Here is an 18,038-nt window from a genome sequence, read left to right as displayed (position 1 = left end):
ACGCGCTTTTATAGGAGTGTTGCAAGTGAAGGGCAAAGACCAGTTCAACATACTGCTTCAGCAGGCAGGCATAAAAGGGAACGACAATTATCTGTCGACAGGCACGTTGGAAAAGGTCGTGTCGGACGATACGCAAAGATTATGGGAATTCCACCTTCATTTCGAAAACATGATTCCTGCTTCTCTGCGTGCCATGATGGAGGACAGTATAAGTAAGGCTTTCTCAAATATTGCACAGACAAAACTCTTTATTACCGCAGATCATTATACGGATAAGGATATATTGGACTACCTCGAGTATGCACTCACAGATATCAACGTCAACGAAAATATTCGTTTCCAGCTACTTAACTGTGAAAAACAGTTCAAAAGTGGCATATTGATGTTTTCTGTGCAGAATGATATAGAAGTTGCCCATTTCAACAAGCATATTAACGGCAATCTGGCATCTGCCTACAGCATGTACGGCATGCCGATTTCGGCTATAGAGTTCAATGTGGATAAAGTACTTGATTCCGATCGACGTACAAAACTTGAAGAGCGTCTGAAGGAAGAGAAGACCGAGCTTGTGCAGGGCTTTATCGAGCAGCGTAAAGATATCGAAGCGGATATGAAGAAGCAACAGGAGGATGTCGTCAAGCAGATTGGAAAGTCGATGAACATGAGTGACATCAGACCGCTTAATACTGTTATTGAAGAAGAGTTCAATGTAAAAGTGGAAGGTGTCATCTTCGACAGTGAAGTAAGAGAACTTCGGACGGGGCGCAAGATTCTCCAGCTGAAACTGACAGACTATACCGATTCGATTGCTGCCAAAATGTTCTCAAGGCACGGAAAGAATGATGATGCGGTATTCGATGCACTATCGAAAAACGACTGGGTCATCATCGAAGGGAATGTCGAGTACGATGAATTCTCGCGTGATATGGTACTCATGATCCGCAACCTGAATGTTATCAACAAGCCAGAAAAAACGGACAAAAATCCCGACAAGCGCGTTGAACTCCATCTCCACTCCGAAATGAGCCAGATGGATGGACTGCGTAATATTGGTGAATACGTTAAGCGAGCGAAAGACTTTGGTCATACGGCAATCGCTGTGACCGATCATAATACCGTACAGGCATTTCCGGATGCTTACCATGCCGCACAGAAGCACGGGCTTAAAATGATATATGGCATGGAAGGCCTGCTTGTCGATGACGGTGCGCCGATTGCCTACAAATCCCAAGATATCGTGCTTGAGACCCATGATTATGTTGTCTTTGACGTGGAGACGACAGGGCTTTCATCAAAATACGATCAGATTATCGAACTGGCTGGCGTTAAAGTGAAAAACGGAGAGATTGTCGATCGTTTTGAGAGATTCAGCAATCCGAACGAGCTACTGACTGAAACAATCAAGGAAATTACCGGTATCACCGATGATATGCTTGTGGACGCACCGCCGATTTCGGAAGTCATCAGAGACTTCAAGACTTGGGTCGGGGATGCGATATTTGTTGCACATAACGCAAGTTTTGATATGGGCTTCATAGAAGCCGCCTATCGCAGAGAAGGACTCGAACCTTATACCAATGGAGTTATTGACACACTCGAGCTTTCTCGTGCGATCAATAAAGATTTTAAGAAACACGGTTTGAATATATTGGCTAAAAAGTACAGTGTCGAATTGACTCAGCATCACCGGGCAATCTACGATGCTGAAGCGACAGCATACATCTTCATTAAAATGCTTACGCAGATTAAGAAGCTTGGCATCGAAAACCATGGTCACATTAATGAGAAGCTGTCCGATGAAGATTCCTACAAGCGGGCAATGCCGACACATGTCACCATTCTGGTAAAAAACCAAGAAGGTTTGAAAAACTTGTTTAAAATCGTTTCTGCGTCATTGACCGATCATTTCTACAGGACGCCTCGCATCAGAAAACAAGTACTGGAGAAGTATCGTGCCGGTCTGCTCATTGGCAGCGCATGTGATTCTGGTGAAGTATTTACAACGATGATGCAGAAGTCATATGAGGAAGCGAAGAAAGTCGCTGGTTTTTATGATTATCTGGAGATACTTCCAAAAGCATTGTACAGCAGATTATTGGATCGTGAGATTATTCGCGATGAGTCGACGCTTGAAGAAATCATCGGCAATATCGTTGCACTCGGAGATGAGCTTGATAAGCCCGTGGTGGCAACCGGCAATGTACACTATTTGGATGAATCGGATAAACTATGTCGCGATATCCTCGTAAAAAGTAACCCAGGTAATCCACTCAGTCGCGGTGGTCTGCCAGATGCGCAATTCAGAACAACCGATGAAATGCTCGATGCATTCTCATTCCTTGATGAATCTGTCAGGCAGGAAGTTGTCATAGACGCCCCTAACCGCATCGCTGACAGTATCGACACGGTTGTCCCTGTAAAAGATGAACTGTACACTCCTAATATTGAAGGTGCTAACGATCAGATTCGTGAACTGAGTTACAGCAACGCGCGTGCACTCTACGGTGAAGAACTGCCGCAGGTCGTTATCGATCGGTTGGAAAAGGAACTTGAGAGTATCATCGGCAACGGTTTTGCCGTCATCTATCTAATCAGTCAGAAGCTGGTAACGAAATCTCTGGAAGATGGTTATTTGGTCGGATCACGGGGATCAGTGGGATCAAGTTTTGTCGCGACGATGACTGAAATTACCGAAGTAAACCCACTACCACCGCACTACGTGTGCCCGGAATGCCGGACGAGCGAATTCTTCATGGATGGTAGTGTCAGCTCTGGATACGATCTTCCTGATAAAAGTTGTGGGACATGTGGCAGTATTTTAATCAAAGAGGGGCAGGATATTCCGTTCGAGACGTTTCTCGGCTTCAAGGGCGATAAGGTGCCGGATATCGATCTCAACTTCAGTGGGGATTATCAGCCGGTGGCGCACAATTATACGAAGGAACTCTTCGGAGAAGACAAGGTCTTTCGTGCAGGCACCATCGGTACCGTTGCAGAAAAGACCGCATTCGGCTATGTTAAAGGATATTTGAACGATAACGGCCTCCAGCGTAGAGGCGCTGAAATCGACCGCCTTGTACTTGGGTGCAGTGGTGTCAAACGAACGACCGGGCAGCACCCCGGTGGAATCATCGTCGTGCCAGACTATATGGATATATACGACTTCACACCCATTCAATATCCGGCTGATGATGTGGAGTCCGAATGGAAGACGACGCATTTTGATTTCCATTCCATCCACGACAATCTGCTGAAACTCGATATACTCGGACATGACGATCCGACAATGATCCGTATGCTACAAGATCTCTCCGGCATTGATCCAAAGACTGTTCCTGTAGATGATGCGAGAACTATGTCGCTCTTTAGCTCACCAGAAACGCTTGGTGTGACGGAAGAAGATATCGTCTGCCGTACCGGAACGCTCGGTGTACCTGAGTTCGGCACGGGCTTTGTCAGGCAGATGCTTGAAGACACCCGGCCTTCGACGTTCAGTGAACTTGTTCAGATCTCTGGTTTGTCTCACGGTACAGACGTATGGCTCGGCAATGCGCAAGACATCATTAGAAGCGGCACATCGGACCTTAAAAATGTCATCGGCTGTCGGGATGATATTATGGTCTACTTGATGTATCAGGGTCTCGAACCCTCACTCGCCTTCAGTATCATGGAAAAGGTGAGGAAAGGTAAAGGACTAAGCGAGGAACACGAAGCGGCGATGTTGGAGCAAGGGGTACCTGGCTGGTACATCGATTCCTGTAAAAAGATAAAATACATGTTTCCGAAAGCCCACGCTGCTGCCTACGTCTTGATGGCTGTCCGTATCGCTTACTTTAAAGTGCATCATCCGCTCTTTTACTACGCGAGCTATTTCACTGTGCGTGCTTCCGATTTCGACCTTCTGACCATGGTCAAAGACAGTACAACGATCAAGCATAAGGTCAAAGAGATGAACCAACGCTTCCAGGAGCTAAGTAAAAAAGAGAAAGATACACTTATCGTACTCGAGCTCGCCAATGAGATGGCACAGCGCGGCTACAGAATCCGCCCTGTAGATGTTGAAAAGTCCGACAGTACAGAGTTTAGGATAGAAGGAGATGCCCTTTATCCACCGTTCCTTGCGGTTCCGGGGCTTGGTGCGAGTGTGGCAAGGCGTATTGTCGAAGCACGGGATGAAGAGCCTTTCATCTCGAAGGAAGATTTGAACAAACGGGCTGGTGTGTCCCAAAAAATCGTCGACTATCTGACGGAACTCGGCAGTCTTGATCATCTACCGGACAAGGCTCAACTCTCTATTTTCGACATGTAGCTTCAAGTTGCAGGCCCAAAGTCTCTGTGATATAATTACTATGATATTAAATACCCAGTCACAAGGAGAAGAACGGGCGCGCCCGTTCTTCTCTTAGTTTTGAAGGAGGGGAATGGACAGATGAATCGTACTGAACAGAATGTCATGACACACGCACAGCCACTCATCGAAGAAATGGGGTATAAGCTCATCGAAGTGGAGTACGTGAAAGAAGGTCCTGACTACTATTTGAGGCTTTATCTCGATAAAAAAGGCGGTATTACCCTAGAAGACTGCGCCCGGGCAAGCGAAGCACTAAGTGAAAAGCTCGATGAATGGGAGATTATTGAAGGCGGTTATTTCCTTGATGTTTCTTCTCCTGGAGCCGAGCGTCCAATCAATGATGACGATGATCTCGAGATGACACTTGATCAAGGGATATATGTCAAAACATATCAGCAAATCGAAGGCAATAAAGAATGGACAGGGATACTAAAACATTACGATGCTGATGCTGTGACTATCGAGTATAAGGATAAAACCCGCACAAAATCAGTCGTTGTCAGCCGCGACAAGATCGCGACAATACGAAAAGCGGTAATATTATGATTGGAGGCGCTTATAAGTGAATCAGGAATTATTGAATGCAATACAATATCTTGAAAAAGAAAAAAGCATTCCTAAAGAGGTGCTTGTGGAAACAATAGAAGCAGCACTTCTTACAGCATATAAAAAGAACTACTCCCAGCACCGCAATGTTACGGTGGATCTGAATATGGAGAATGGTACATACCGTGTCATTTCCAGAAAAGATGTTGTAGAGGAGGTCGAAGACTCTACAGCAGAAATCGACCTTGAGACGGCTCGCACCGTTAACCCGGCATACGAAATCGGCGATCCGTTTGATGAGGACGTGACACCACAGGACTTTAACCGTGTCGGTGCACAGGCTGCTAAGCAGGCTGTGATGCAGCGTCTTCGCGATGCTGAACGGGGAATTCTATACAATGAGTTTATCGATAAGGAAGATGAGGTCATGACTGGTCTGATCGACCGTGTTGATCATCGTTTCGTTCACATCCAGCTGGGCCGTACGGATGCAGTGCTAAGCGAATCGGAAAGAATGCCAAACGAAGTATATCGTCCGAATGATAGGATCAAGGTCTATGTCAATAAGGTCGAACAAACGACAAAAGGGCCTCAAATCTTTGTATCACGGACTCACCCGAATCTACTGAAACGCCTTTTCGAAAAGGAAGTACCTGAAATTTACGATGGTACGGTCGAAATTACAAGCGTAGCAAGAGAGGCTGGGGAACGTTCTAAGATTAGTGTGTATGCTAAAAACCCAGACGTGGATGCAGTCGGTTCATGTGTTGGAGCACGTGGTGCGAGAGTGGAAGCTATCGTCAATGAACTTTCAGGTGAGAAGATTGACATCGTTCTATGGAACGAAGATCCGAAGGTATTCGTAAAGAATGCGCTTAGCCCATCTCAGGTCGTTGATGTCGTTGTTGATGCAGACAACCAGTCTACAATGGTCATTGTTCCGGATAACCAGCTGTCATTGGCTATTGGTAAAAGGGGACAGAATGCTCGTCTGGCTGCAAAATTGACTGGATGGAAGATTGATATTAAAAGTGAATCTGACGCACGTGAAGAAGGCGTCCTAGAATAATATATGCGGGTGATATATCATGAAGAAGAAAGTACCACTCAGGAAATGTATCCTGACTAATGAAATGCATCCTAAAAAAGATCTCCTACGCATCGTTGTGACTAAGGAAGGCGATGTCTCCGTCGATCCGACAGGCAAGAAGAACGGCCGTGGTAGCTATGTTGTCAAAAATCTTGAAACTGTCGAGAAGGCACGTAGTGGCAAAAGACTCGAAGGTAGGCTCGGTTTTGACAGCGAAACGCTCTCTCCTGTCTATGATGAAATCATTCGCTTAATTTACCGCGAGGATATCCCTAAAAGATGACTGATAAAATACTAAACCTATTGGGGTTAGCTAAACGTGCGGGTATGTTGACAACGGGAGAAGACAAGACGATAGAAGCCATTCAGCATAACAAGGCGAAAGTCGTTTTCATCGCCAGCGATGCAGGAGACAGCACAGCGAAAAAAGTCAGAAACAAATGCACTTATTACAACGTACCATTGATTGATGACTATACCAACGAGAATCTCAGTATCGCAACAGGGGCACCAAATCGTGTGGTATTGTCAGTGACAGATCCAGGTTTCAGCCGAAAGATGCTGCAGCTTAAAGAGAAAGGAAAGTGATTCGATGAGTAAAATCAGAATCTATGAATATGCAAAAGAGTGCGGAGTCCCAAGCAAAGAGGTAATTGAATTCCTCCAGGCCAGAGATATTGAAGTCAAAAGCCATATGAAGTCCCTCGAAGATAACGAACTGGCACTTCTAAACAAGGAGTTCAAGAAAGCAAATGCTTCGAGTGACTCTGCTGCCAAAAGTAAGGCTGCAGACCAGAAAACTGACCGGAAAAAAAATACGAGCCAGAATAATGGTCAGAAACAGAGTAACAATTCCAATCAGGGTGGCGGTCAAAGACAGAATGCCCAAAATCCGAACCAAAGGAACAGAAATAATTGGAATCAAAAACCAGGTGCTGGTGGTAGGCCAAAAAACAGAAAGCAAAATAATGGGCCAAAAGACCAAACAAAGCAGAAACCGGTCCAAAAGCCCGTCGAAATTCCTAAGGAATTTAAGTACCAAGAAGGCATTACAGTAGGTGAACTTGCTGAAAAGATGGGACTTGAATCTTCTAAAATAATTAAGGACCTCTTTATGGTCGGTACAGTGGCGACTATAAATCAGGCACTTGATAATGATACAGTGGAATTGATTGCGAGCGATAACGGATTTACTGCAGAACTTGAGATTATTGTGGATGATACAGATCTCGAGAATTATTTTGAGCTCGGCGACGACTTGACTGAGGAAAGACCAAGCGTTGTTACAATCATGGGCCACGTCGACCATGGTAAAACAACATTGCTCGACTCCATCCGTCATACGAAAGTAACGGCAGGTGAAGCAGGTGGTATCACGCAGCATATCGGTGCATACCAGATTGAATCAGCTGGCAAGAAGATAACCTTCCTCGATACACCAGGTCACGCGGCATTTACGACAATGCGTGCACGCGGTGCGCAAGTGACAGATATCACTGTGCTTGTTGTAGCGGCTGATGACGGTGTGATGCCTCAAACAATTGAAGCGATTAATCATGCCAAAGCAGCAGAAGTACCAATCATTGTTGCAGTCAACAAGATGGATAAGCCGACAGCGAACCCTGACCGGGTCATGACAGAGCTTGGTGAACATGGTCTATTCCCTGAAGATTGGGGTGGCGACACAATCTTTGTTTCACTCTCTGCCCTTAGCGGTGAAGGTATCGATGACCTGCTTGAAATGATCACCCTTGTCGGAGAAGTAGCGGAACTGAAGACGAAGAGCGACAGATCCGCTGTAGGTACAGTTATTGAAGCTGAACTTGATAAATCCAGAGGTCCAGCAGCATCACTCCTCGTCCAGCACGGTACGTTGCAGGTGGGAGATTCCATAGTTGTCGGTAATACTTTCGGTAAAGTCAGAGCAATGGTGGATGACCTCGGCCGCCGCATCCAGAAGGCTGGTCCTTCCACACCAGTTGAAATCACTGGCTTGAACGATGTACCACAAGCGGGCGACCGTTTTGTTGTCTTCAAGGATGACAAGACTGCGCGCAGCATTGGTGAGACGAGAAGTGAACAACAGGTCATGAAAGATCGTGAGCAAACATCTGCAGTCAGCCTAGATAACTTGTTTGAACAGATGAAAGAAGGCGAAATGAAAGATCTTAACATCATCATTAAAGGTGATGTCCAAGGTTCAGTTGAAGCATTAAGTGCTTCACTGATGAAAATAGATGTTGAAGGTGTCAATGTAAGGATCATCCACACAGGAGTCGGTGCTATCAATGAATCCGACGTCACCCTTGCCTCTGCATCACAAGCAATCGTCATCGGCTTTAATGTCCGACCAGATGTCAATGCCAAGAAAGCTGCAGAGCGTGAAGGCATTGATATGAGACTTCACCGTATCATCTACAACGTCATAGAAGAGATTGAATCTGCGATGAAAGGTATGCTCGACCCTGAATTTGAAGAGAAGGTCATCGGTAATACCGAAGTGCGTCAGACATTCAAAGTATCAAAAGTAGGTACAATTGCTGGTTCTTACGTGACAGATGGCAAAATCACTAGAGATTCTGGTGTAAGAGTCATTAGAGAGGGTATAGTCATCTATGAAGGTGAACTGGATACTCTGAAACGCTTTAAGGACGATGCAAAAGAAGTGACTGCCGGCTACGAATGCGGAATTACGATCAAGAATTTCAACGACCTTAAAGAAGGAGACCAGATTGAATCTTATATCATGGTTGAAATTGAAAGGTGATGACTATGAGCAACAGACATGAAAGAGTTGCAGAAGAAATCAAGAAAGTGGTAAGTGAGACGCTCCGTACCAAAGTGTCAGATCCTGATATTGGAATGATTACTGTTACAGATGTAGAGCTTACAAAAGAAATGGAAATCGCGACAATCTATTTCACTTCCCTCAATGAAAACAGAGAAGAAGTGGAAGCGGCACTCGGACGTGCCAAAGGCTTGGTCCGCTCTGAAGTTGCAAGAGAAATCAGGATTAGAAAAGCACCAGAACTTCAGTTCAAATACGATACTTCCATTGAATATGGCCACAAGATTGAGAATCTGCTTAATGAAATCAAAGATAAATAAACCTGAGGGGGATTACCCCCCAGGTTTTTATTTTTATATGGAGGCATAAGGATATGCACGGTGTAATAGCCATCAATAAACCAAAGGGACTGACGAGTCACGACGTCGTCATGCGCATGCGCAGAATTCTACATATGAAAAAAGTGGGGCACACGGGTACCCTTGATCCAGAAGTCACTGGTGTACTGCCAATTGTCATCGGAGATGGTACAAAATTGACCGAATATATGCAGACCAAAAAGAAGCGGTATCAAGCAGAAGTAACACTCGGCTTCTCTACGGATACAGAAGACCAGACAGGCACTGTGGAGGAAAGAAGCACCGATTTGTCAGGGATTGAGGATGAGGCGATTGACCATGTGATTGAAACATTTGTCGGCACATACCCTCAACAAGTGCCAAAATATGCATCTGTGAAAGTGAACGGGAGAAAGTTATATGAATATGCACGTCAAGGAATTGAAGTCGAACGTCCTATTCGAGAAGTCCAGATTTACAGCATCGGCCGCACAAGCAGTATCGAAAGAACGGATAACTTGATTACTTTTGAAATCGATGTCGAATGTTCGAAAGGCACATATATTCGCACTCTGGCTGTAGACATTGGTAGGGCTCTCGGGGTAGCGGCGCATATGTCCCACCTTGTACGAACAGAATCATGTGGCATCACGCTAGACCGGACGGTAACACTCGAAACGTTGAAGGAATCTACACCCGAGGATTATGTCGTTCCAATAGCAGAAATCATCGAAGCGTTGCCGACCATAGACATTACCGACACAGATTTTCTTTTCAAAATCCGCAATGGGCAGAAAGTGGCCAAATCTGATATCATGGAAAAAGTAGACATGAAGAATGTCGGCATGGTGGCATTGAGGCATGAAGGTGTACCGATTGGAATTTACTACAATCATCCAGAACAAGAAGCCTTGATGAAACCATATCAAATGTTCAATTTATAAGAGGCGATGAAATGAAAATTTATAGACTGCACTATCCACACGAACAGCATGAACTCAATCTGAAACCTTCTGCCGTAGCGGTCGGCTTCTTCGATGGTCTCCACAGAGGCCATCAGAATGTCATAAGCAAGATGGAAGAGATTGCTAGAGAAAAAGGGTTGAAAAAAGCAGTGATGACTTTCGATCCCCATCCTTCCGTCGTGCTGAGCCCTAAAAAGCAGCGGACGACCTATTTGACACCGCTTGATATAAAACTTAGCATGTTAGAAGCACGCGGCATCGACTACTGCTTTGTTATTAATTTTTCGAGTGCGCTCGCTGGGCTTGGTCCTGACGAATTTGTAAAACAGTACATTGAGGCGCTTAATATTAAAGAAGTGACAGCCGGTTTCGATTTTACATATGGTAAATTCGGCAAAGGCAATATCGAAATGCTTTCCGAGTACAACTCATTCAATACGACAGGGGTTGGCAAGGTCGCCGAGGGTGATGAGAAGATTTCAACTACCCGTATTAGAGAAGATCTGGCTACACATGATTTAGCGCATGCCAACTTGATGCTCGGCAGACCGTATGAAGTGAAGGGCGTTGTTGTACAGGGAGAGAAGCGGGGACGAACAATTGGTTTTCCGACAGCTAATATCGAACCTGAGTATCGTTATTATCTGCCTGCAAAGGGCGTCTATGCAGTAAGCATGAGACTCGATAATGAGGAAACATTGTATAAAGGAGTATGCAATGTTGGTGTTAAACCGACTTTCCACGATAACCTTGAACGTGTTTCGATTGAAGTGCACCTTTTTGATTTCGATCAAAGCATCTATGGCGAGAACGTGACAGTACATTGGCATCACTTCATTCGTCCAGAGTGGAAGTTTGATGGAATAGATGAATTGAAGGCGCAAATCACAAAAGATAAGCAGAAAGCCATCGACCTACTTGAAAACCTATGAGAGTTCAAGTATAATGGTTCAAGTACCCTAGTCTTGGCAGAGAGAAACTCCGACATCTGCTCGGATAGTGGTGAACAATAATAATAAGGAGGCGTTTCTAATGGCAATTACACAAGAGCGCAAAAATGAACTAATTCAGGAATACCGTACACACGAATCTGATACTGGCTCTCCGGAAGTACAGATTGCTGTACTTACAGCTGAGATTACAGCATTGAATGATCACCTGCGTACACACAAGAAGGACCACCACTCAAGAAGAGGACTTCTTAAAATGGTTGGACGCAGAAAAAATCTGCTCACATACCTTCGTAACAATGACATTCAAAGATACCGTGAACTCATCCAGAGACTCGGTCTTCGTCGATAAGAAACGATCTGGCATATCCCATGGATATGCCTTTTTTTATGTATATTTTTTTACAAAAGTGATATGATTGAAACAAGTAGCCTTACTAAGGAGAGTAGACAAATTATGATAGAATCAACAAAAAAAGTGTACGAAACAGAATGGGGCAGACATAAGCTGACTGTCGAATATGGAGAAATGGCTAAACAGGCAAATGGTGCTGTTCTTGTCCGCTACGGCGAAACAGTAGTACTTAGTACTGCAACAGCATCGAAAGAACCAAAAGATTTGCCGTTCTTCCCACTGACAGTGGCATATGAGGAGAAGTTGTATGCAGCAGGTAAAATACCTGGTGGCTTCAACAAGCGTGAAGGTCGGCCGAGTGAGGAAGCAACCCTCACAAGTCGCCTGATCGACCGTCCGATCCGCCCACTGTTTCCAGATGGCTACAGAAACGATGTGCAAGTTATGTCCATTGTACTTTCCGTCGACCCTGATGCATCGCCACAGATGGCAGCCATGCTTGGTTCCTCCCTGGCGCTTGGTGTCAGTGACATTCCATTCGATGGCCCAATTGCAGGAGTAACCGTCGGATTGATTGATGGAGAATTTGTTATTAATCCATCAACTGAGCAGTTAGAACATTCCCAGATCGACCTCCAAGTTGCTGGTACAAAAGACGCTGTCAACATGGTAGAAGCTGGTGCGAAAGAAGTATCAGAGGAAACAATGCTTAAAGCCATTATGTTTGGCCATGACAGCATCAAGGAAATGGTTGCTTTCCAGGAGTCTATTCTAAATGAAATGGATATTGAAAAGCGACCTTTCGAACCAGTCGAGACGGATGCTTCGTTCAAACAGCAGATGGAAGAGAAGGCTCTGTCCATGGGGCTGTACGATGCAATCCAGGATCCCGACAAACAGGCACGTGAGACAGCGATCAGTGACGCGAAAAAACGTATACTTGATACATTCGACGAGTCTGAAGAAAATTACGAGAGTATCCGTGCTGAAGCCTCAAGTATTCTTGAAGGTCTTCTTAAAAATGAAGTGCGCCGACTGATTACAGAAGAGAAAGTCCGTCCAGATGGCCGTGAACCTTCTGAGATCAGATCGCTCAATTCCCAGGCGGGATTATTACCGAGAACCCATGGTTCTGGACTGTTTACACGTGGACAGACTCAAGCACTTTCCATCTGTACGCTTGGTGCACTTGGAGAACATCAGATAATCGATGGCCTTGGTGTTGAAGAAAACAAGCGCTTTATGCACCACTATAATTTCCCAAATTTCTCTGTTGGTGAAACGGGGCCGATTAGGGGACCAGGGCGTCGCGAGATTGGCCACGGCGCACTCGGAGAACGTGCTTTGCTACAGGTGATTCCTGACGAAGTAGCTTTCCCGTATACCATTCGTCTCGTATCTGAAGTACTAGAATCAAATGGATCGAGTTCCCAGGCTTCAATCTGTGGGTCCACGCTTGCACTGATGGACGCTGGTGTCCCAATTAAAGCACCAGTTGCTGGTATCGCGATGGGACTAGTCATGAAAGATGACAACTATACAATCCTCTCAGATATTCAAGGCATGGAAGATGCACTTGGCGATATGGACTTCAAAGTGGCGGGTACCGAAAATGGTATTACTGCTATTCAGATGGACATCAAAATTGAAGGGCTGAGCGAAGAAATTCTTCGTGAAGCGCTGGAGCAGGCAAGAAAGGGCCGGGCACAGATTTTAGAAAATATGCTGGCGACAATCAGCGAGCCACGTTCAGAAGTCAGCAAATATGCACCTAAAGTGGAAGTCATGCATATCAAACCGGATCAGATTCGTGGTGTCATTGGACCAGGTGGTAAAAAAATCAATGAGATTATCGATGAAACAGGTGTTAAACTGGACATCGAGCAGGATGGTACAGTCTTTATTGGCCATACCGATGCTTCAATGATTGCTCGTGCAAAACAGATTATCGAAGACCTGACACGTGTTGCTGAAGTAGGAGAAGTTTATACAGGTGAAGTAAGACGCATTGAGAAGTTCGGCGCATTCGTCCAGCTCTTCCCAGGCAAGGATGCACTTGTTCACATATCACAACTCGATACCTCAAGAGTTGGCAAAGTCGAAGATATAGTCAAGCTAGGTGACAAATTCCGTGTCAAGGTAACGGAAATTGATAACCAGGGTAGGGTAAATGCTTCCCGCAAGGTACTGCTTGAAGAGGAAAAAGGAGAGAAGCAGCAATGATTTTTGATAAAGTTGAACTTGATGAAGTGACTTATGATGTCACGGGTCAACTGAGAATCAAAGAAGACAACGAAGTGAAAATCACTTTCGAAGATCTAATGTTTGGAAATACACTCAAAGATCTGAATTCCAGAGAAGAAACAATCGATTATCTCGTGCTGAAGAGCAACGAGGAGATAAGATATGATTCGCAAAAAGTTAAAGTGTCTCATCTAACGATAGATGGGAAGTTCTACCACGCCACTTTCAAGTAGGCTTTAGGAGGAAATAATTTGAACGAAGGAAAAAATGAAGCAAAGGTTAAAATTATACCGCTCGGTGGCGTCGGCGAAATTGCAAAAAATATGTACGTTGTCGAAGTGGAAGATGAAATGTTTATCCTCGACGCAGGACTTATGTTCCCGGAGGATGAAATGCTCGGCGTCGATATTGTGATTCCGGATATCACATATGTCCAAGAAAATAAGCAGAAGTTAAAAGGAATTTTCCTTTCCCACGGGCATGAGGATGCGATTGGTGCAATTCCTTATATTATCGAGTCCCTCAACGTCCCGATCTACGGATCAAAGCTCACGTTGGCACTTGTCAAAGACCGTCTCAAAGCCAAAGGCGTTAACAAAAAAGTGAAATTCTATACGATCAATAGTCAGTCCCGTATGAAGTTTAAAAATGCAGAGATGGTATTTTTCGAAACGAGTCATAGCATTCCGGATTCCTATGGAGTGAGCCTCGAAACAAAATACGGTTCCATTGTCTACACTGGTGAGTTCAAGTTCGATCAGAGCTTGAAGAACGGTTACGGCTACAATATGGCGAAGATGTATGATATTGCTAAAAAAGATGTTTTGGCTCTAATCAGTGATTCTACTGAAGCAGAAAGAAGAGGCTACAATACGCCTGAGAATATGGTCGAAGAGCATATCTTGGATGGGTTTGCGAGAGCACGTGGAAGAATAATCGTCTCTTGTTACGCGTCAAACTTTGTACGCATACAACAGGTTCTGACAAATGCTGCAAAGACACGCAGAAAGGTTTCATTCCTTGGTCGCACTCTAGAGAATTCGTTTAAAGTAGCGCGCAACATGGGATACTTTGAAATTCCAGAAGGACTACTCGTTCCAAGTCATGAGATCGGCGATTATCCTGACAACGAAGTTGTCATTATAGCCACCGGTTCCCAAGGTGAACCAATTGAAGCGCTCGGCAGAATGTCCCGCGGCCAGCACGAAGTAACAAATATCAAAGAAGGCGACATCGTCTATATACTGACGACTCCTTCTTCAAATATGGAGGTCATTCTCTACAGTACTATGAATGAGCTCGTCAAAGCAGGCGCAGAGGTTGCAACACCTGGTAGTGTTCATGCGTCAGGTCATGGCTTGAGCGAGGAACTAAAAACCATGCTCAACGTAATGAAACCAAAGCATTTCATACCCGTTCAAGGAGAATTCAAAATGCAGATTGCCCACGCCAAGCTTGCTGCTGAGACAGGCGTAGAGCCTGAAAATATTTTCCTTCTTGAAAAGGGCGATGTTGCTACCTATGACGGAGAAAAGATGATCAGTGCAGACAAAGTGACCGCAGGAAACGTACTGATTGATGGCAGCGGTGTCGGCGATGTTGGTAACATCGTACTCAGAGACCGCAGACTACTCAGTGAAGACGGTATCTTTATTGCGGTAATTACCATAGATCCGAAGAAGCGTAGAATTATGGCTGGCCCTGAAATTCAGTCACGCGGTTTCGTCTATGTGAAGGAGAGCGAAGATCTTCTGAAAGAAGCTGAGGAACGCGTTCATAACATTGTGCTTGATTCGCTAGATGAAAAGAAGTTGGAATGGAGTACACTCAAACAGAGTATTAGAGACGATCTTGGCAAGTATCTGTATGACAATACGAAACGACGTCCTATGATCATCCCGATTATATCTGAAATATAAAACAAGAATGAGACTGCCAGTTCTGGCAGTCTCATTGTAAATAGGAGGGAAGCAGACGATGGCAAAGAAGACAGGGAAGACGAGAAGTAGGAAAAAGAAGAATACGAACAATAGAACGTATTATTCAATTTCCGCCTTCATACTCATCGCAGTTTTGTTCATCACGATTTTTCAACTCGGTGTCATCGGTACATATATCGATGCATTTTTTGCCTACCTCTTCGGTACAAGCAGGTATTTTACATATCTTATGCTTTTTCTGACAAGTATATATCTGGCAGCGGAGCAGAAATTGCCCATTACACGGAGGATGGGCGGATATTTGTTGATGCAGTTCGGGCTGCTGTTTTTATTCCACACACTGCTTTATATTGTAGACAGGCCTAGGATAGAAGCATTCTACACATTCCAGCAAATTGTAGAAACAATACAGACAGTGGGTATCATGGCATTCTTCGGCGGAGGTGTTATCGGACAGATACTATTCTCTTTTTCGTCTACAGGTATATCCATGATAGGCACACTGCTTCTTGGATTGATATTCCTTTATATCAGCTATCTATTGATAACATCAAAGAATATAGAACAAACCATATCAAAAGATATGGTAAAGGCATCAGAAGGCATGAAGCAACTCTCGAATACTCTGCTGCGCGGATTGAAGGGACTTGTTAATCAGCTGGTAGCATTCTCTTCTCAACTACGCGAGAAAGCATCCGATCAAAAGAAAGTAGACGGCAAAAAAAAGACAGCTACCAAGCAGAAAAAACAGCCGGCAAAAATCAATGCTACAAAAAAAGAGGAATTACCAGAGCAGCCGCAACCGCAGCCATCAGCCGATCTTGAAGCTGATGAATCCATTATTGAAACGATGTACGAATACGATCGTACGGAAGTGACTAGTATTCCGGAGCTAAATGAAGACAAAACAACTTCAAATTCGAGTGCGACAGCAGAAATCGAGAAGGAAAGTGATGAATCTACAGCAATCGAATATGAAAATGAAGACTTAACCGACGATTACGCAGCAGTAGATGAGGCCAGTGCAGCTGATTCTGAAACTTTTGACGAGGAAGAGATTAAGCAGCTGAAGCAATATGAACTGCCCTCCCTTACTATGCTAAATGATGCTGAAGTATCTGAAACAGTGAGCAACAAAGAAGTGTTAAAGCAAGGTAAGATTCTCGAAGAAACACTTAAGAATTTTGGAGTGAATGCTAAAGTTTCTAAAATACGTATCGGACCGGCAGTAACACAATTTGAAATTCAACCTGATATCGGGGTTAAGGTTAGTAAGATCATTAATCTGCAAAACGATATCGCACTCAGTTTAGCCGCCAAGGATATTCGTATAGAAGCACCAATCCCTGGAAAATCTGCAGTCGGCATCGAAGTGCCGAACTCCGTTATCAGTATGGTGACGTTACGTGAAGTACTCAAAAGGAGAACAAGCGATAACCCACTCGAAGTCGCCCTCGGTAAAGATATTTCAGGTAGTCCAATTTCGGCAGAATTGAATAAGATGCCGCACCTACTGGTTGCTGGTTCCACCGGTAGTGGTAAATCCGTCTGCATTAACGGTATTATCATCAGTATTTTAATGAATGCGAAACCGCATGAAGTCAAACTCATGATGATCGACCCTAAAATGGTCGAGTTGAATGTTTATAACGGCATTCCACACCTACTGAGTCCAGTTGTAACGAATCCGCAGAAGGCAAGTGATGCACTCAACCGAATCGTTAGTGAGATGGAGCGGAGGTATGACTTGTTCTCTCATTCTAATACACGTAATATTGAAGCATACAACCAGTATCTGGAACGTGAAAGTGAAACGCCTGAAAAAGTTCAAAAATTACCTTATATTGTCGTTATCATAGATGAGCTTGCTGATCTTATGATGGTCGCTTCAAAAGATGTTGAGGCTTCAATTACAAGAATTGCACAGATGGCCCGTGCTGCGGGCATTCACTTGATTATCGCTACACAAAGACCATCGGTCGATGTTATTACAGGGATAATCAAAGCCAATATTCCATCCAGGATTGCCTTCAGCGTAAGTTCTCAAACAGATTCCAGAACAATTATCGATTCCCAGGGCGCGGAGAAACTGCTCGGTCGAGGCGACATGCTCTTCCTACCTTCAGGGAAATCGAAACCGATTCGCGTACAAGGAGCATTCCTATCTGATAGCGAAGTCAGTGATGTTGTCCACTACATTACAAGTCAGATGAAGGCAAACTACGAAAAATCAATTATGAACAAACCGGTCCAAAAAGAACAAAAAGAGTCCGAGGACGCACTCTATCCGGATGCCAAATGGTTTGTCATCGAAGAACAGCGTGCAAGTGCCTCCCTTCTGCAGCGTCAGTTCAGAGTGGGATACAATCGTGCCGCCCGGCTGATCGATGACCTTGAAGCAAATGGGGTTATCGGACCAAGCAGTGGTAGCAAACCAAGAAGCGTACTTGTACAAAATGAAGAATAAGGAG

The 18,038-nt window shown here is 44.6% G+C and carries 14 protein-coding genes; all 14 read left to right on the top strand.

Features of this window, described 5'->3' with window-relative positions; genetic code table 11:
• Nucleotides 1-25 precede the first annotated feature (25 nt).
• The 14 genes from ACFOJ8_RS07775 to ACFOJ8_RS07710 all read left to right on the top strand — a co-directional run bounded on the left by ACFOJ8_RS07775 (nt 26) and on the right by ACFOJ8_RS07710 (nt 18,034).
• A complete protein-coding gene (locus tag ACFOJ8_RS07775; protein ID WP_380654853.1) occupies nt 26-4,309 on the top strand; it encodes a PolC-type DNA polymerase III in 4,284 nt (1,427 codons plus the stop codon).
• Nucleotides 4,310-4,429: 120 nt separating this feature from the next.
• The gene (rimP, locus tag ACFOJ8_RS07770; RefSeq protein WP_380654851.1) at nt 4,430-4,897 is read left to right on the top strand and encodes a ribosome maturation factor RimP; all 468 of its coding nucleotides are present in this window, start codon (nt 4,430-4,432) and stop codon (nt 4,895-4,897) included.
• Between the two features lie 16 nt (nt 4,898-4,913).
• On the top strand, nt 4,914-5,966 hold the full coding sequence (nusA, locus tag ACFOJ8_RS07765; RefSeq protein WP_380654848.1) for a transcription termination factor NusA: 1,053 nt from the start codon (nt 4,914-4,916) through the stop codon (nt 5,964-5,966).
• A gap of 16 nt (nt 5,967-5,982) precedes the next feature.
• A complete protein-coding gene (gene rnpM / locus ACFOJ8_RS07760) occupies nt 5,983-6,270 on the top strand; it encodes an RNase P modulator RnpM (protein WP_380657079.1) in 288 nt (95 codons plus the stop codon).
• Nucleotides 6,267-6,575: a L7Ae/L30e/S12e/Gadd45 family ribosomal protein gene (locus ACFOJ8_RS07755; RefSeq protein ID WP_380654845.1), complete on the top strand. Its 309-nt coding sequence runs from the start codon at nt 6,267-6,269 to the stop codon at nt 6,573-6,575. The genes rnpM and ACFOJ8_RS07755 overlap by 4 nt, the downstream gene beginning before the upstream one ends.
• A gap of 4 nt (nt 6,576-6,579) precedes the next feature.
• Nucleotides 6,580-8,754: a translation initiation factor IF-2 gene (gene infB, locus ACFOJ8_RS07750; RefSeq protein ID WP_380654842.1), complete on the top strand. Its 2,175-nt coding sequence runs from the start codon at nt 6,580-6,582 to the stop codon at nt 8,752-8,754.
• Nucleotides 8,755-8,759: 5 nt separating this feature from the next.
• On the top strand, nt 8,760-9,095 hold the full coding sequence (rbfA, locus tag ACFOJ8_RS07745; protein WP_380654840.1) for a 30S ribosome-binding factor RbfA: 336 nt from the start codon (nt 8,760-8,762) through the stop codon (nt 9,093-9,095).
• A 53-nt stretch (nt 9,096-9,148) separates the two neighbouring features.
• Entirely contained in the window at nt 9,149-10,057 is a 909-nt protein-coding gene (truB, locus tag ACFOJ8_RS07740; protein ID WP_380654838.1) for a tRNA pseudouridine(55) synthase TruB, read from the top strand.
• An 11-nt stretch (nt 10,058-10,068) separates the two neighbouring features.
• On the top strand, nt 10,069-11,010 hold the full coding sequence (locus tag ACFOJ8_RS07735) for a bifunctional riboflavin kinase/FAD synthetase (RefSeq protein ID WP_380654835.1): 942 nt from the start codon (nt 10,069-10,071) through the stop codon (nt 11,008-11,010).
• Between the two features lie 100 nt (nt 11,011-11,110).
• Nucleotides 11,111-11,380, top strand: a complete 270-nt coding sequence (rpsO, locus tag ACFOJ8_RS07730) for a 30S ribosomal protein S15 (RefSeq protein WP_380654832.1) — start codon at nt 11,111-11,113, stop codon at nt 11,378-11,380.
• Between the two features lie 105 nt (nt 11,381-11,485).
• A complete protein-coding gene (pnp, locus tag ACFOJ8_RS07725) occupies nt 11,486-13,606 on the top strand; it encodes a polyribonucleotide nucleotidyltransferase (protein ID WP_380654830.1) in 2,121 nt (706 codons plus the stop codon).
• Nucleotides 13,603-13,860, top strand: coding sequence for a hypothetical protein (locus tag ACFOJ8_RS07720; RefSeq protein ID WP_380654828.1), 258 nt, complete (start codon nt 13,603-13,605; stop codon nt 13,858-13,860). Before pnp ends, ACFOJ8_RS07720 begins: the two co-directional genes overlap by 4 nt.
• Nucleotides 13,861-13,878: 18 nt before the next feature.
• Nucleotides 13,879-15,546, top strand: coding sequence for a ribonuclease J (locus tag ACFOJ8_RS07715; RefSeq protein WP_380654825.1), 1,668 nt, complete (start codon nt 13,879-13,881; stop codon nt 15,544-15,546).
• A gap of 58 nt (nt 15,547-15,604) precedes the next feature.
• The gene (locus tag ACFOJ8_RS07710) at nt 15,605-18,034 is read left to right on the top strand and encodes a DNA translocase FtsK 4TM domain-containing protein (RefSeq protein WP_380654822.1); all 2,430 of its coding nucleotides are present in this window, start codon (nt 15,605-15,607) and stop codon (nt 18,032-18,034) included.
• Nucleotides 18,035-18,038: the final 4 nt, after the last annotated feature.

Origin of the sequence: Salinicoccus sesuvii, from assembly GCF_042648145.1 — a bacterium.
GTDB classification, from domain to species: domain Bacteria; phylum Bacillota; class Bacilli; order Staphylococcales; family Salinicoccaceae; genus Salinicoccus; species Salinicoccus sesuvii.
The sequence above is the reverse complement of the archived record's forward strand: the minus strand, read 5'-3'. Positions and strand labels throughout refer to the sequence as shown.

Bases quoted from the DNA above. Each gene is read 5' to 3' on its own strand.
- rimP (WP_380654851.1), top strand. From the start codon at position 4,430: ATGAATCGTACTGAACAGAATGTCATGACACACGCACAGCCACTCATC.
- ACFOJ8_RS07755 (WP_380654845.1), top strand. From the start codon at position 6,267: ATGACTGATAAAATACTAAACCTATTGGGGTTAGCTAAACGTGCGGGT.
- infB (WP_380654842.1), top strand. From the start codon at position 6,580: ATGAGTAAAATCAGAATCTATGAATATGCAAAAGAGTGCGGAGTCCCA.
- rbfA (WP_380654840.1), top strand. From the start codon at position 8,760: ATGAGCAACAGACATGAAAGAGTTGCAGAAGAAATCAAGAAAGTGGTA.
- truB (WP_380654838.1), top strand. From the start codon at position 9,149: ATGCACGGTGTAATAGCCATCAATAAACCAAAGGGACTGACGAGTCAC.
- ACFOJ8_RS07735 (WP_380654835.1), top strand. From the start codon at position 10,069: ATGAAAATTTATAGACTGCACTATCCACACGAACAGCATGAACTCAAT.
- rpsO (WP_380654832.1), top strand. From the start codon at position 11,111: ATGGCAATTACACAAGAGCGCAAAAATGAACTAATTCAGGAATACCGT.
- pnp (WP_380654830.1), top strand. From the start codon at position 11,486: ATGATAGAATCAACAAAAAAAGTGTACGAAACAGAATGGGGCAGACAT.
- ACFOJ8_RS07720 (WP_380654828.1), top strand. From the start codon at position 13,603: ATGATTTTTGATAAAGTTGAACTTGATGAAGTGACTTATGATGTCACG.
- ACFOJ8_RS07710 (WP_380654822.1), top strand. From the start codon at position 15,605: ATGGCAAAGAAGACAGGGAAGACGAGAAGTAGGAAAAAGAAGAATACG.